This window comes from Bradyrhizobium sp. C-145 (genome assembly GCF_023375135.1).
GTDB lineage: Bacteria > Pseudomonadota > Alphaproteobacteria > Rhizobiales > Xanthobacteraceae > Bradyrhizobium > Bradyrhizobium zhanjiangense.
Genome location: NZ_CP088150.1, coordinates 2,621,826 through 2,635,697, shown reverse-complemented (window position 1 = coordinate 2,635,697; position 13,872 = coordinate 2,621,826). Strand labels below are relative to the sequence as shown.

Sequence of the window (13,872 nt, the reverse complement as noted above, 5' to 3'; positions counted from 1 at the left end):
TCATGCACTTTCTGCAATTGCCGTCTTGCCGGCATCCGCCGTCTGATTGTGGCTCAGATGCGAAGCAATTGCGGCGTCGTTAAGTCCGATACCCCTCAGGAGAAACTCACAGAGCTGCCGCTCCAGATCGTTTGCCTTACCGTAGGCGAGGCAGGGCGCGGCTGGCAGCCTCGTCAGCGCCGCGGTCATCACCGAATGATGCGCGAACCAGAACAGGTTAAGTGGATCGCCAGTGCACGGCCGCGCGTCCCCAGCCGCAACCGCGCGCTCGAGCGAAGTGACGAAGACAGCCCCGATCAGCGTCTCGATCTTGGCGTAAAGCAAACGGGCGAATTCACCATCATCCAAATGGCTCGTGGCCATCAACCGCAGGCGCTGCGCCTCTTCCTGGTCGGGCCCGTCCGCGATCGCGAGGAAATGTTGGACCATGCCGCGGATCAGCTCGACCAGGGTAGCCGTCGATGGCTCCCGTTCGAGCAACTCCATCAGGGCCGGATCGGCCTCGCATTCGTCACTCAGGATCTCGGCATAGAGCGCCGCCTTGGACGGGAAATGCTTGAACAGCAGCGCCTCGGAAATGGCAGCGGCGGCCGCCACGCTCTTGGTCGTGGTGCCGTTATAGCCGTGTCGGGCAAAGCAGCGTTTCGCGGCACCGAGGATCAATTGACGCCTCAGGTCGCTCGTCATACGCAATGAGCTCATGTTAGTGAGTAAGCACTCACCCACGCAGAAGTCAAGCAATATGTTGCATCGCAACCTCTGGATTCAGTGGAAGCTGGCTAGAGTACACGGCGCACGAGCAGGATGGGGGGCCGGGCAAGGCTGGACCTAGATCGGCCGGAAGCCCAGGTCGCCACGGATGCGGTTGACGATGTAGGTCCCATCCCGGGTCGGCAAGATCCGCTCGACGCTGGCGCTATCGATCTTCACATTGGCAAAGCGGGGGCCCACGGAGACGTCGTGGACGGCCTTTGCGAAGGCCTCGACCTCGGCCATGGTCGTGACGGCCCGGCTGTCCTCGATGCCGCAGGCCCTGGCGACGCCGACGAGGTCGGCGGCCGCGGAGGTGTGGCTGGTCTGGCCGCCGGTCTCGCCATAGGCCTCGTTGTCGAGCACGACGATGGAGAGATTGGCCGGCTTTTGCAGGCCGATCGTGGCGAGGCCGCCCATGCCCATCAGCATCTCGCCGTCGCCGGTGATGACCAGCACCGGCAGCTTTGGCTGCGCCAGTGCGAGCCCGAGCCCGATCATCACCGCGCCACCCATGCCGCCCCAGAGATAGAAGTTGCGCGCGTGGTCGCCGGCCGCGCACATGTCGTTGGTGGAGGCACCCAAGCCGCCGATCGCAACGATGTCCTTTCGGTCCGCGAGCAATGTGGACACCACCTGGCGGCGGTCGAGAAGATTGGCCTTGCTCATTTGGTGAAAACCTTGGCGCCGATCAGGCGCTGCGACAACAGGACGGCGGTGGGGGTGAGCGCGTTGTAGGCCTGCGCTGCAGCCGCCTCCAACACGGCCGGCACCTCGGCCGCGTTCGAGGCGCGCAGCACCTTGACGCCAGAGAGCTCGAACACGCCCTGCGTGGTCGATCCCATCGGCACCTGCCACGGATTGAACTCGCCCCACTCGCCGCGCATGGTGACGAGGGTGAGGAAGGGAAAGCGCAGGATCGGGATCAGCGACAGCATGTTGATGCAATTGCCGACGCCGCTCGACTGCATCAGCAACGCGCCGCGCTGTCCGCCCGCCCAGGCGCCAGCGAGAAGTGCCACGCCCTCCTCCTCCGTCGTCAGCGCAATGCCGCGCATCGTGGAGGAGGCCAGAACGCGCTGAATCAGCTTCGAGTGACCGGCGTCGGGCACATACGGCACCTGCCGGACGTCGAAGCGCTGCAATGTCGCGAAAATATCGTCGGGCCAATTCGGGGCCGTGTCGGGAGCGTCAGCGCACGCGTGCATTTTCCTGTCCGGTCGGCTAGCAAAGACGGCGCGACTGTAGACGCATGCGTGCGTCGATCAGAACAACAAAAACGGCATATCGGCTTTAACCGGCGAGTATAACGGGATGAACGCAGATGCGAAGGAGCTGGCGGCAAGCTTCGATCTCGAGAAGCTGACGCCTGAGTTCTACGACAACCCCTATCCGACCTATCGTGCACTGCGGGAGAACGAGCCGGTCAAGCGCCTGCCGAACGGCACCGTGTTCCTGACCCGCTATGACGACCTCGTCACCACCTACAAGAACACCAAATCGTTCAGCTCGGACAAGAAGCGCGAGTTCGCGCCGAAATACGGCGACAGCCTGCTCTACGAGCACCACACCACCAGCCTCGTCTTCAACGATCCGCCCTCTCACACCCGCGTGCGCCGCCTGATCATGGGCGCGCTGTCGCCGCGCGCCATCGCCGGAATGGAGGGCGACCTCATCAAGCTGGTCGACGGCCTGCTCGACGCCATCGCCGCCAAGGGGGCTTGCGAGCTGATCGAGGACTTTGCCGCCTCCATTCCGATCGAGGTGATCGGCAATCTGCTCGACGTGCCTCACGAGGAACGCGCGCCGCTGCGCGACTGGTCGCTGGCGATCCTGGGCGCGCTCGAACCGGTGGTGACGCCCGAAGCGGCTGCGCGCGGCAACAAGTCGGTACAGGACTTCCTCGCCTATCTCGAGACGCTGGTCGCGCGCCGGCGCCAAAAGCCCGGCAATCCCGACCGCGACGTGCTGACGCGCCTGATACAAGGAGAAGGGAGCGGCGAGGAGAACGGCGAGCGGCTGACGGAGAAGGAGCTGCTGCACAATTGCATCTTCCTGCTCAATGCCGGTCACGAGACCACCACCAACCTGATCGGCAACGGCCTCGTCGCGCTGCATCGGAACCCGGATCAGAAGCAGCGCCTGATCGACAACCCCGACATGATCAAGACCGCCGTGGAGGAGTTCCTGCGCTACGAGACCTCCAACCAGCTCGGCAACCGCATGACGACCGAACGGGTCGAGCTCGGCGGCGTCGTGCTCGACGCCGGCACGTCGGTGACGCTGTGTATTGGGGCGGCCAACCGCGACCCCGCGCAGTTTCCGGACCCCGAACGCTTCGACATCGCGCGCACGCCGAACCGGCACCTCGCCTTCGCCACCGGCGCGCATCAATGCGCCGGGATGGCCCTCGCGCGGCTGGAAGGCGCGATCGCGATCGCGCGCTTCCTGGCGCGCTTCCCGAACTATGCCGTGAGCGGGCAGCCGGTGCGGGGCGGACGGGTCCGGTTTCGCGGCTTTTTGAGCGTGCCCTGCGCGATCGGCTGAGGCCTCCAAACAAAAATGACGAAAACAACCCCATGCACAGTAGAGCCTGGGCCGGCGAACCATGCCCTGATGCTCCGCAGAACTACCTGACATTTCAGGCAAATCAGGCCGCGGCACGCAATCGGGCGCACGAAGGCTTCCAAGGCGACAGTCCGATCCCCAGATCAAGCTGAAGGCCGCCGGTGCAGTCGGTTGACGCCCCCGCGCGCAGCAATGGAGTGACGACAGATGAGCGCGTCGGTCATTGATTTCATCGCAACAGAGGCACGCTTTGGCGCCCGCAATTACGAGCCGATCGGGGTCGTCCTGTCGCGCGGCGAGGGAGTCTGGGTCTGGGATACCGAGGGCAACCGTTATCTCGATTGCCTCTCGGCCTATTCGGCGGTCAGCCAGGGCCACTGCCACCCCAAGATCCTGGCGGCGATGGTCGAACAGGCGCACAGGCTGACGCTCACCTCGCGGGCCTTCCACAACGACCAGCTCGCCTTGTTCTACGAGGAGATCGCGGCGCTCACCGGCTCCCACAAGGTGCTGCCGATGAACAGCGGCGCTGAGGCGGTCGAAAGCGCGATCAAGTCGGTCCGCAAATGGGGCTATGAGGTGAAGGGCGTGCCGGACGGCCAGGCCGAGATCATCGTCTGTGCCAACAATTTCCACGGACGCACGCTGGGCATCGTCGGCTTTTCAACCGATCCCGAGACACGCACACATTTCGGTCCGTTCGCGCCTGGCTTCAGGATCATCCCGTTCGGCGACGCCGCGGCGCTGGAAGAGGCCATCACGCCAAACACCGTCGCCTTTCTGGTCGAGCCGATCCAGGGCGAAGCCGGTGTCGTCATTCCTCCAGTCGGCTATTTCACTGAGGTGCGGGAGCTCTGCACCGCCAACAACGTGATGCTGGTCCTCGACGAGATCCAGACCGGGCTTGGCCGCACCGGCAAGCTGCTCGCCGAACAGCACGAAGGAATCGAGGCGGACGTGACGCTGCTCGGCAAGGCCTTGTCCGGCGGCTTCTATCCGGTGTCGGCCGTGCTTTCGAACAACGACGTGCTCGGGACATTGAGACCCGGGCAGCATGGCTCGACCTTTGGCGGCAATCCGCTTGCCTGCGCGGTGGCGCGCGCGGCGATCCGCGTGCTGGTCGAGGAAGGCATGATCGACAACGCGGCCAGGCAGGGCGCGCGCTTTCTGCAAGGCTTGAAGGACATTCGTGCCAATACGATCCGCGAGGTGCGCGGACGCGGCTTGATGCTGGCGGTCGAGCTGCATCCCGAGGCCGGGCGCGCACGCCGCTACTGTGAGGCGCTTCAGGGCAAGGGCATCCTCGCCAAGGATACCCATGAGCATACGATCCGCATCGCCCCGCCGCTGGTGATCACCAGCGACCAGGTCGACTGGGCGCTGGAGCGGCTCGCCACCACCCTGACGCAGGATTTCTCTTGAGGCTGCCTGCGTCGGAAGATCGCAATGCCTGAAGCGGCCAACAACGAACGATTCCCCCATCTGCGCGTTGAAACGTCGTGGGCGATTACGAGCTGGGAGCTGCAATCATGCTTCCGCGTGGCTTTTGCCTTACGGCTGTTTTAGTTGGTGTCTCGATGCTGTCGGCGAGCCTCAGTGCGTTCGCCCAAGGACCCGGCCAGGGACACGGAAGGGGCGGACCACCCGGTGCGGGCGCAGCGCCGGCAGCTCGGCCAGCAGCACCACCGGCCATGGCCCGTCCGGCGGCGCCGCCAGCCATGGCGCGTCCCGCTGCGCCGGCATTCCATCCCCCGGCCATGTCGCAACGACCGGCCATGCCGCAACATTCGGCGCCGCATATCGCCGCACCGCCATCGCGCCCGACCCCGCATTTCGCTGCACCGCCGTCCCGCCCGACACCACATTTCGCTGCACCGCCGTCGCGGGCGGCGCCGCACGTGGCGGCTCCGCGGCCTGAAATCCATCGGGCGCCGGCAGCAACGCAGCGTCCGGCCATGGCACCCCAGCGGACGCCGCATATCGCCGCCCCCTCGCGCCCAAGTGCACCCCCGGCCGTGAGTGAGCGACCGAGACCGCCGCGCGAGACGCTGTCGCGCCAGTCCGCGGAACGCCAGGGCCGCATCGACCGCTTGCAGCAGCGCGTGCAGCAATTGCAGTCGCAAAAGCCACCAGAAGGCGCAAGGGCGCAACGCGAGCAACAACGGTTGCTGCAGTCGCAGAGCCGGCTGCTTGAACGCGAGCAGCGAGTTCAACAGCGCGAGCAGCACGTCGAGCAGCGGCAGCGCGAGATGCTGTCGCGCCAGAGCACAGAACGGCAGACCCGCATTGACCGCTTGCAGCAGCGCGTCCAGCAACTGCAGTCGCAGAAGCCGGAAGGCCTGCGGGCGCAACGCGCGCAGGAGCGGATGCTGCAGACGCAGAACCGGCTGCTGCAGCGCGAACAGCGCTTGCAGCAAAGTGATCAGGCGCGCCTGCAGCGGTTGGGACCTGAGCCGACGACAGTTGGGCGAGCCGCCACGGCTGCCGCTGTGCAGGCCGCCGAGCGCGGGCGGTTTGCGGAGCGCTTCCGTGAGCAAGCCGCTCCGCAGACCCAAGCCGCCCTCCTCACTCGCCAGAGCGGCTGGGCTCCCCGTCAGGCCTGGCGTCACCACCATCCCGCGGTATTCGTGGCGTGGCTTGGGCCGGTGTTCTGGCCATACGCTTACTCCGACATTTTTGACTACACGTTCTGGTCCTATGCGTATGAGCCCGGCTATTGGGCGTACGCGTATGACGACTTCGTCGACACCGTGTTCTGGGGCGGTGGCGGCCCCTATTCCGCCTTTGCCAGCACCACCCCGTATGACTATCCGCAAGCCGGCGGCGGTGGCCGCGCGCGTCCGCGCGCCAGCGTGAGCCCGCAAACGCTACAGCAATTGTGCGGCACGCCGGACAAGGGCATCACCGCTTGGCCGCTTGCCGATATCGCGAAAGCAGTGCAGCCCACGCCGGAGCAACGCGCGCTGCTCGACGAGTTGAAGACTGCGGCGGCCGAAGCTGCCGGTGTGTTCAAGGATTCCTGCGCGGAGACTTATGCACTGACGCCGCCTGGCCGCTTGCGCGCGATGATGAACCGCATCAGCGCAACGCTGGAAGCCGTCAAGATCGTGCGACCGGCGCTGGAGAAGTTCTACAACTCGCTCAGTGACGAACAGCAGGCCCGCTTCAACGCGCTCGGCCCCAATGTCGGCGACCGCTCGTCACAGCAGCAGCAAGCCAGTGCCGAGGGCTGCGGTGATCCCAAGTCCAGCCTGACCCAGTTGCCGATCCAGAGGATCGAGGCCGTGCTCCACCCCGCAGGCAAGCAGAAGGAGGCGCTCGACCGCCTCGGCGAAGCGACGGCGAAGGGCGTTCAGGACTTGCAGGCAGCCTGCCCGAACGATGTGCCGCTAACGCCGGTCGGACGGCTCGAGGCAATGCAGCGCCGGCTCGAGGCCATGCTGACGGCCGCCAAGCTGGTCGAACCTGCGCTGGACGAGTTCTACGCCACGCTGAGCAGCGAGCAGAAGGCGCGCTTCAACACGCTGCAACAGGTCGCAAGCCCGTGAGGGCAGCGCGCGCGTGACCTAGAGCACTATCGGTTCTGATTGAATCAGAACCGGCGCTCTAGATTTTTGTTTTGACGCGTTTTCTTCACGCGAACCGGTATCCACTTCGCTCGAATATCCACTTCGCTCGAAAACGCTTTACACCACCGTCTTATGCCGCGCGATGCAGGTGCGCAGCACCTCGTCCATCGGCTTGGCCCACCAGTCATTGGAGAAGATTTCGATCTCCGAATAGCCGGCAAAGCCCTGCGCTTCGACCGCTTGACGCACCGATTTGATGTCGATGACGCCGTCGCCCATCATGCCGCGGTCGTTGAGGATGTCCTTGGTCGGCACCATCCAATCGCAGACGTGGAAGGCGAGCAGGCGATCTTGGCCGGCGCGCGCGATCTGCCCCATCAGCTCCGGGTCCCACCAGATGTGATAGACGTCGAGCGCGACGCCGAGCATGCCGCTGCGGCCGGGGTCGAGCCGGTCGCAGATGTCGAGCGCCTGTTTTGTGGTGTTCACGCAGGCGCGGTCGGCTGCATAGGCCGGATGCAACGGCTCAATCGCCAGCGGCAGGTCTGCCTGTCTGGCGTAGTCGAGCATCTCGGCGAGCGCTTCCTCGACCTGCCCCCGCGCTGCGGCGATGTCCTTCGACGCCTCGCTGCCCGGCCGCGAATATTGCGGCAGGCCGCCGACGACAAGCACGATGCAGGGCGCGCCGAGCGCCTTGGCTTCATCGACGCAGCGGCGGTTGTCGTCGCGCACTTCGCTCCGACGCGACGCATCCGAAGTAAACATACCGCCGCGGCAATAGCCTGAGAGATCGAGACCGGCATCGCGCACCGCGCGTGCGGCACGGTCGAGACCGACGGCGGCAACCTGGTCGCGCCAGGGATCGATGGCGCGGATGCCTTGCCTGCCACAAGCTTCAATGATCTCGACGAGGTCACCCTGCTTGCGGACCGTCGCCGTGTTCAGCGACAGCCAGCGATGGTCGGACGAAAAATCGCGCATCAGTCTTCCAGTCCGTGCGAGGCCAGCACAGTCTTCATCCGCTGTGTCGCCAGTTCTGGATTGGCGAGCAGGCCGGCCTGATCGGCCAGACGGAACAACTCGGCCAGATGCAACATCGAGCGCGCGCTCTCCTGGCCGCCGACCATGGTGAAGTGGTCCTGGTGACCGTTGAGATACGCCATGAACACCACGCCCGTCTTGTAGAAGCGCGTCGGCGCCTTGAAGATATGGCGCGACAACGGCACGGTCGGCCCCAGCACGTCATGGAAGCCGGCTTCGTCGCCGGCTGCCAGCCGCGACAGCGCGTAGGAGGCTGCCGGCGCGATCGCATCGAAGATCCCGAGCAGCGCATGCGAAAAGCCTTGATCGTCGCCGGCGATCAGCTCTGCATAGTTGAAATCGTCGCCGGTGTACATCTTGATGCGCTTGTCCAGGCGACGGCGCATGTCGATCTCACGCTGCTTGTCGAGCAGCGACACCTTGACGCCGTCAACGTTGGCGGCGTTGCCGTTGATGATGGCCACGGCCGTATCCATCGCCTTGTCGAGATCCTTGGTGCCCCAATATCCCGTCAGCGCCGGATCGAACATGTCGCCGAGCCAGTGGATGATCACGGGCTCCCGAACCTGCGACAGCACGCGGTCGTAGACCTTTGCGTAGTCGTCGGCGTTGCGGCCGAGTTTGGCGAGCGCACGCGAGGCCATCAGGATGATGCGGCCGCCGACCTTCTCGACTGCCGAGATCTGCTCCTCATAAGCGCGGATCACGTCGTCGAGGCTCTTGGCATCCTCGACTGCGAGGTGGTCCGTGCCGGCTCCGGAGAACACCAGCGCGTTGCGGCGCTTTGCGGCAGACACCGATCGCGTGATCAGCTCCAGCGAGGTCGGCCAGTCCAGCCCCATGCCGCGCTGCGCGGTATCCATCGCTTCGGCGACGCCAAGGCCGAGGTCCCAGACGTGCTCGCGGAAGGCGATGGTCTTGTCCCAGTCGACAGCGACCGAAAGCCAGGGATCATTGTCCGCGAAGGGATCGGCCACCGTGTGCACGGCCGAGAAGGCGATGCGGTTGAGCGGCCCCTCGAGCTTTGCGGGGAACGTGCGCGAGGCCGCGAGCCGATAGGTCTCGATCGACCGGTCGGCCTTCGGCAATCTTAGCGACAATGACGACATTGAAGGGACAGGCTTGGGCTGGACGGGCTTGTTCATGACTTCGAACCACTCCTCATCATTGCGAGCGAAGCGAAGCAATCCAGGATGCCTCCGCGGCAACAATCTGGATTGCTTCGTCGCCAGCGCAAAATTGCTTCGCAATTTTGTCGCGGGCTCCTCGCAATGACGGCTTAGTAGACATCGGGGCTTATCCAATAGACCTCAGGCCTTGATCGGGGCGACGTCGATCCAGCGCCGCTCCTTCCAGCTCTTCAGCGCGCATTCGGCGAGCTGCACGCCCTTGGCGCCTTCGAGCAGCGTGAACTTGTAGGGCGCATCCTCGTAGACGTGACGGATGAACATCTCCCACTGCTCCTTGAAACCGTTGTCGTAGGTGACGTTGTCGGGCATCTTCTGCCAGTCGCCGTAGAAATCGTGCAGCCGCTTCTCGTCGGGATTCCACACCGGACGGGGCGTCGCCTGCCGCGTCTGGATCATGCAGTCGGAGAGCCCTGCGACCGCCGAGCCCAGCGTGCCGTCGACCTGGAAGGTGACGAGGTCGTCGCGATAGACCCGCGTCACCCAGGACATGTTGATGTGGGCGATGACACCGCCCTTGAGCTGGAACGTCGCGTAAGCCGAGTCGTCCGCGGTCGCCTTGTATTTCTTGCCCTGCTCGTCGTAGCGCTCGGGAATATCGGTGTTGCCGATGCAGCTCACGCTCTCGACTTCTCCGAACAGGTTGTCGAGCACATAGCGCCAGTGGCAGACCATGTCCAAAATGATGCCGCCGCCATCCTCGTCGCGGTAATTCCAGGACGGCCGCTGCGCCTCCTGCCAGCCGCCTTCGAACACCCAATAGCCGAACTCGCCGCGCACCGAGAGGATGCGGCCGAAGAAGCCGGAGTCGCGCAGGAAGGCGATCTTCTTCAGGCCGGGCAGGAACAGCTTGTCCTGCACCGTGCCGTGCTTGACGCCCTTGGCATTGGCGAGCTTCACGACCTCGACGGCTTCCTCGAAATTCGTCGCGATCGGCTTCTCGCAATAGACGTGCTTGCCGGCATTGATCGCCTGGGTCAGGAGGCCGGGTCGGGCCTGCGTGGTCGCTGCGTCGAAGAACATGGTGTCGTTCTTGTCGGCGAGTGCGGCATCCAGATCAGTGGTCCAGCGCGTGATGTTGTAGCGCTTGGCGAGCGCCTCGACCTTCTCGGCGCTGCGGCCGACCAGGATCGGATCGGGCATGACGCGGTCGCCGTTCTTCAAGCCGACGCCGCCCTGCTCGCGGATCGCGACGATCGAGCGGATCAGATGCTGGTTGAGCCCCATGCGGCCGGTGATGCCGTTCATGATGAGGCCGAGGCGCTGAGTGGTCATGACAATTGCTCCTGAAGTGATTTTGGCTGTTCGAGCGGGCGGAGCGCCGACCAATCCGGATGGACCGAGGTGGCGAAGCCCGCAGCATGAAGCGATCCCGTCAGGAGATCGCCGTCGTGAATGGACAGCCGGATGCCCTGCCCGGCATCGGCATAGAGATCGGGATGCGCGGCGGCGAAGGCTTGCGCTTCCGCGGCCGGCGTGTCGCCAAAACCGTCGACATAGTGATGGCCGTTGCGCTCCGCGTGGGTGACGCCGATGAAGGCGCCGAGCGCGAGGTCCTGCTGCACGGCAAGGCCTGCCTGACAGGTCAAATCCTCACCGGTCACGAAGAACGTCTCGCCTTCCGCGCTCCATTTCGTCGCGCGCATGGCATTGACGATGGACTTGTAGAGGCCCTTGCAGGATTTCGAGGAGATGCCGCGATAGCCGAGCGCCCGCGCTGCCCGGAAGGCGTCATAGGAATCATCCGCTTCGTCGATGATGAAGCCACGTGTGGCCAGCGAGCCCAGCGGCGACTGCCTTGTGATGTCGCGCGGCATCGGCTGCTCGACATAGAGCAGGCGCTTGGCGATCGGCCGCAACGCGGCGTCATGATCGAGCCGAGCCATCAGCGCCTGCAGCGCCGCGAGATCGGCGTATTGCTCGTTGGCGTCGAGCGTCACCTTGTAATCAAGTCCCAACGTCTCGAGCTCCTTGCCGATCCGCGCCAGCCGCGCCGCATCGACTGCGGGATCTCCCGAGAGCTTGAGCTTGAAATAGCGAGCACCGGCGTTCTCGCGGGGATCGGCAACACCGCCCTCACCTTCCACCGCATCATCAAGTCCGACGGTATGCCTGATGGCAACACGCTCCAGCCGCGTCCGGCCGGAGAGAAACGTCCTGATGTCCCTCTCGCTCAGGTCAGGCGACAGCCGCGCATCGATGCCCGCGATGTTAGCGGCCATCCCGTCGAAAAAGCTGGTCTCGGCAGCGCGCAGCAGCGCATCGAGGATCGCCTTGTCGATCTCGGCTGGACCATAAGCCGCTGCAAGCGCGGGAATGTTCTTCTTCGCACAAGTCGCAACCTGCGCACCGATGCACGCGGCATGCAGATCGAACGCCGTCAGATATCCAGTCCGCGCCAGATAAAGACCGCGTGCGATCTGGAGCGAGCGACGCAGGCCATCGACCGTCTGCGCCGGCGACAGCTCCGGCCGCTTGTCGAACCACTTTGGCACCAGCAGCTCGGCACTGGCGCCGACCGCAACGCCCCTGCCCTCGACCTCGATCTCGACGCGCACGAACAGCTGCGGCGTCGCGTTGATGGTAATCGCGCCAAAGCGGAACGGCCGCGCAAACTGCACGGGACGTTCGAAGAAGGCGATGTCTCGCAACTTCAGGCGCGGCGCCATGGTGCTACTTGGCTCCGGAGGTGTGGCCGCGGGCGCGGTGCACCTCTCCCGCTTGCGGGAGAGGTCGGCGCGCAGCGCCGGGTGAGGGTTCTCTCCTCTTGGGGGTTTCCCGCTGCGGAGACATCCTCTCCCCAACCCTCCCCCGCAGGCGGGGGAGGGAGCGCGCCGTCGCCGCGGTTACAGCCCGACTAAATCGCATTGCCCTTAGTCCAATGCACCTTGTGAGAAGAAATGCTTGCGGATGCGCTGCACGAGCTCGGTGAACACCGGGTCAGCCATCACGTCGAGCGAGCGCGGGCGCGGCAGCGGCACGTCGTAGATCGCGGCGACCGCGCCGGGACGCTCGGTCATGACCAGCACGCGGTCGGCGAGGAACACCGCCTCCGGAATCGAATGCGTGATCAACAGCACCGTTTTCTTGGTCTCGCGCTGGATCCGCATCAGCTCGACGTTCATGCGTTCGCGCGTCAGCGCATCGAGTGCGCCGAACGGCTCGTCCATCAGCATGATCTTGGGATCGTGCACCAGCGCGCGGCAGATCGAGGCGCGCTGCTGCATGCCGCCGGAGAGCTGCCAAGGCAGCTTCTTCTCGAAGCCTTCGAGCCCGACCAGCTTCAGCAGCGACTTGGCGCGATCGAGATATTGCTGCCGCGGCAGCCGCTTCATGTCGATCGGCAGCATCACGTTGTTGAGGATGTTGCGCCAGGGCAGCAGCAACGCGTTCTGGAACACGATGCCGACATTGCCGTGCGGCTTCGTCACCTTCTCGCCCTCGACCAGGACCTCGCCCGTGGTCGGCGGCAGCAATCCCGAGATCAGCTTGAGCAGCGTGGACTTGCCGCAGCCGCTTGGGCCGACCACGACGAAGAACTCGCCGTCGTTGATGTGGAAATCGAGCGGCCGTAGCGACGGCACATCGCCGTCGCGCGTCCGGTAGGTTTTTGACACGCCGGACAGCTTGATGCCCGACGCATCGCCGGCAGCCCGGTCGCTCACCAGTCTCAGATGCGCGGCCGGCTGCACGGTTTCGCTCATTACGGTCGCTGATTTCACGAGCCACTCTTCGGCAGATAATCGTTGGTGTAGAACGCCTTCGGGTTCTCCTTGGCCTTGGCGTCGAGGCCGCCATATTCGACCAGCAGATTGACGGTCTCGGTCATGTTCTGGTCGGTGACCTGGAACGGCCGCTTGCTCTTGGTCTCCGCGGTCCGGTAGAGCGGGATGGTCAGCTCAAAACCCTGGGTCAGCGTATCGATCTTGCCGCCCTTCGGGTTGGCATCGAGGATCGACTGCGCCGCGGCCTTCGGCTCCTTCTCGGCGGCTTCGACCGCCTTGGTCGTCGCCGACATGAAGCGGCGGACCAGATCGGCATTGGCCTTCACATAGTCGGTGTTGGCGATGATGCCTGACGAAACCATGTTGATGCCGTAGTCGGCGAACTTGATCGGATAGACGTCCTTGCCGGTGGCGTCCTTGATCTTCATCGACTGGTCCATGACGTAGCCGAGCAGGAGATCAGCCTGGCCATTGATGACGGCGTTGAGCTTGGTCTGGCCGTCTCCGGCGACTGTTTTGAAGTCGCTCTCCTTCAGGCCGGTCTTCTTCAGGAACAACGGCCAGATCTGGGTCATGGAATCGGCCGGCGTGATCGCCACCGTCTTGCCCTTGATGTCCTCCGGCTTCCTAATGTTCTTGTCGACGAAGCCCATCGCGGACATCGGGCTGGTCTGGAGCAGCACGCCGGTCGCGACCACCGGCGCGCCCTTGATCGCGGCGCGCATCATGGTGGGAACGTCGACATAACCAAAATCCGCAGTCTTGGCGGCGACGGCTTGCGTTGTCGCAGCCGAGCCGCGGCCTTCCTGGATCTCGAGATCGATGCCCTCGGCCGCGTAGATGCCCTTGGCCTTGCCGTAATAGAACGGCGCGTGCTCGCCATAGACGTACCAGTTCAGCATCAGCACGACCTTGTCGGCCGCCTGCGCCGGCATCGCCGCAAGCACCATCAGCGTCGCCGAGACGACTCCTATCCACCGCTTCATTGTCACTCTCCCTTGCCCTTATTGCGTCGACCGTTGGCGGCCGCTC

General features: G+C 64.6%; 13 protein-coding genes. 3 read left to right on the top strand and 10 right to left on the bottom strand.

Annotated features, from left to right (window positions below):
* The 3 genes from LRP30_RS12160 to LRP30_RS12150 all read right to left on the bottom strand — a co-directional run bounded on the left by LRP30_RS12160 (nt 1) and on the right by LRP30_RS12150 (nt 1,958).
* Nucleotides 1–687 carry a TetR/AcrR family transcriptional regulator gene (locus tag LRP30_RS12160; protein WP_249761746.1) on the bottom strand — a complete coding sequence of 229 codons (687 nt, stop codon included), beginning with the start codon at nt 685–687 and terminating at the stop codon, nt 1–3.
* Between the two features lie 141 nt (nt 688–828).
* Nucleotides 829–1,419, bottom strand: coding sequence for a thiamine pyrophosphate-dependent enzyme (locus LRP30_RS12155; RefSeq protein WP_249760455.1), 591 nt, complete (start codon nt 1,417–1,419; stop codon nt 829–831).
* Nucleotides 1,416–1,958 carry a phosphonopyruvate decarboxylase gene (locus LRP30_RS12150; protein WP_249760454.1) on the bottom strand — a complete coding sequence of 181 codons (543 nt, stop codon included), beginning with the start codon at nt 1,956–1,958 and terminating at the stop codon, nt 1,416–1,418. The genes LRP30_RS12155 and LRP30_RS12150 overlap by 4 nt, the downstream gene beginning before the upstream one ends.
* 106 nt (nt 1,959–2,064) lie before the next feature.
* Between LRP30_RS12150 and LRP30_RS12145 the strand changes: the two genes are divergently transcribed.
* Nucleotides 2,065–3,297, top strand: coding sequence for a cytochrome P450 (locus LRP30_RS12145; RefSeq protein ID WP_249760453.1), 1,233 nt, complete (start codon nt 2,065–2,067; stop codon nt 3,295–3,297).
* A gap of 228 nt (nt 3,298–3,525) precedes the next feature.
* Complete coding sequence (rocD, locus tag LRP30_RS12140; RefSeq protein WP_249760452.1) at nt 3,526–4,740, top strand: ornithine--oxo-acid transaminase; 1,215 nt, start codon at nt 3,526–3,528, stop codon at nt 4,738–4,740.
* Between the two features lie 171 nt (nt 4,741–4,911).
* On the opposite strand, the gene LRP30_RS12135 is transcribed toward rocD, so the two are convergent.
* The gene (locus tag LRP30_RS12135) at nt 4,912–5,280 is read right to left on the bottom strand and encodes a hypothetical protein (RefSeq protein ID WP_249760451.1); all 369 of its coding nucleotides are present in this window, start codon (nt 5,278–5,280) and stop codon (nt 4,912–4,914) included.
* Nucleotides 5,281–5,333: 53 nt separating this feature from the next.
* On the opposite strand from LRP30_RS12135, the gene LRP30_RS12130 reads away from it, so the two are divergent.
* A complete protein-coding gene (locus tag LRP30_RS12130) occupies nt 5,334–6,866 on the top strand; it encodes a Spy/CpxP family protein refolding chaperone (RefSeq protein WP_249760450.1) in 1,533 nt (510 codons plus the stop codon).
* A gap of 138 nt (nt 6,867–7,004) precedes the next feature.
* On the opposite strand, the gene LRP30_RS12125 is transcribed toward LRP30_RS12130, so the two are convergent.
* The 6 genes from LRP30_RS12125 to LRP30_RS12100 all read right to left on the bottom strand — a co-directional run bounded on the left by LRP30_RS12125 (nt 7,005) and on the right by LRP30_RS12100 (nt 13,826).
* Nucleotides 7,005–7,868 carry a sugar phosphate isomerase/epimerase family protein gene (locus tag LRP30_RS12125; RefSeq protein WP_249760449.1) on the bottom strand — a complete coding sequence of 288 codons (864 nt, stop codon included), beginning with the start codon at nt 7,866–7,868 and terminating at the stop codon, nt 7,005–7,007.
* Nucleotides 7,868–9,073 carry a dihydrodipicolinate synthase family protein gene (locus LRP30_RS12120; RefSeq protein WP_249760448.1) on the bottom strand — a complete coding sequence of 402 codons (1,206 nt, stop codon included), beginning with the start codon at nt 9,071–9,073 and terminating at the stop codon, nt 7,868–7,870. Before LRP30_RS12120 ends, LRP30_RS12125 begins: the two co-directional genes overlap by 1 nt.
* Nucleotides 9,074–9,238: 165 nt before the next feature.
* Complete coding sequence (locus LRP30_RS12115) at nt 9,239–10,390, bottom strand: Gfo/Idh/MocA family oxidoreductase (protein WP_249760447.1); 1,152 nt, start codon at nt 10,388–10,390, stop codon at nt 9,239–9,241.
* Nucleotides 10,387–11,784, bottom strand: a complete 1,398-nt coding sequence (locus LRP30_RS12110; protein ID WP_249760446.1) for a hypothetical protein — start codon at nt 11,782–11,784, stop codon at nt 10,387–10,389. Before LRP30_RS12110 ends, LRP30_RS12115 begins: the two co-directional genes overlap by 4 nt.
* 204 nt (nt 11,785–11,988) lie before the next feature.
* The gene (locus tag LRP30_RS12105; RefSeq protein WP_128937502.1) at nt 11,989–12,819 is read right to left on the bottom strand and encodes an ABC transporter ATP-binding protein; all 831 of its coding nucleotides are present in this window, start codon (nt 12,817–12,819) and stop codon (nt 11,989–11,991) included.
* 14 nt (nt 12,820–12,833) lie between these two features.
* Complete coding sequence (locus LRP30_RS12100; protein WP_249760445.1) at nt 12,834–13,826, bottom strand: ABC transporter substrate-binding protein; 993 nt, start codon at nt 13,824–13,826, stop codon at nt 12,834–12,836.
* Nucleotides 13,827–13,872: the final 46 nt, after the last annotated feature.

Coding starts and splice junctions, on each gene's coding strand:
- LRP30_RS12115 (WP_249760447.1), bottom strand. CDS start 10,390: ATGACCACTCAGCGCCTCGGCCTCATCATGAACGGCATCACCGGCCGC.
- LRP30_RS12155 (WP_249760455.1), bottom strand. CDS start 1,419: ATGAGCAAGGCCAATCTTCTCGACCGCCGCCAGGTGGTGTCCACATTG.
- rocD (WP_249760452.1), top strand. CDS start 3,526: ATGAGCGCGTCGGTCATTGATTTCATCGCAACAGAGGCACGCTTTGGC.
- LRP30_RS12160 (WP_249761746.1), bottom strand. CDS start 687: ATGACGAGCGACCTGAGGCGTCAATTGATCCTCGGTGCCGCGAAACGC.
- LRP30_RS12125 (WP_249760449.1), bottom strand. CDS start 7,868: ATGCGCGATTTTTCGTCCGACCATCGCTGGCTGTCGCTGAACACGGCG.
- LRP30_RS12100 (WP_249760445.1), bottom strand. CDS start 13,826: ATGAAGCGGTGGATAGGAGTCGTCTCGGCGACGCTGATGGTGCTTGCG.
- LRP30_RS12110 (WP_249760446.1), bottom strand. CDS start 11,784: ATGGCGCCGCGCCTGAAGTTGCGAGACATCGCCTTCTTCGAACGTCCC.
- LRP30_RS12145 (WP_249760453.1), top strand. CDS start 2,065: ATGAACGCAGATGCGAAGGAGCTGGCGGCAAGCTTCGATCTCGAGAAG.
- LRP30_RS12105 (WP_128937502.1), bottom strand. CDS start 12,819: ATGAGCGAAACCGTGCAGCCGGCCGCGCATCTGAGACTGGTGAGCGAC.
- LRP30_RS12120 (WP_249760448.1), bottom strand. CDS start 9,073: ATGAACAAGCCCGTCCAGCCCAAGCCTGTCCCTTCAATGTCGTCATTG.
- LRP30_RS12150 (WP_249760454.1), bottom strand. CDS start 1,958: ATGCACGCGTGCGCTGACGCTCCCGACACGGCCCCGAATTGGCCCGAC.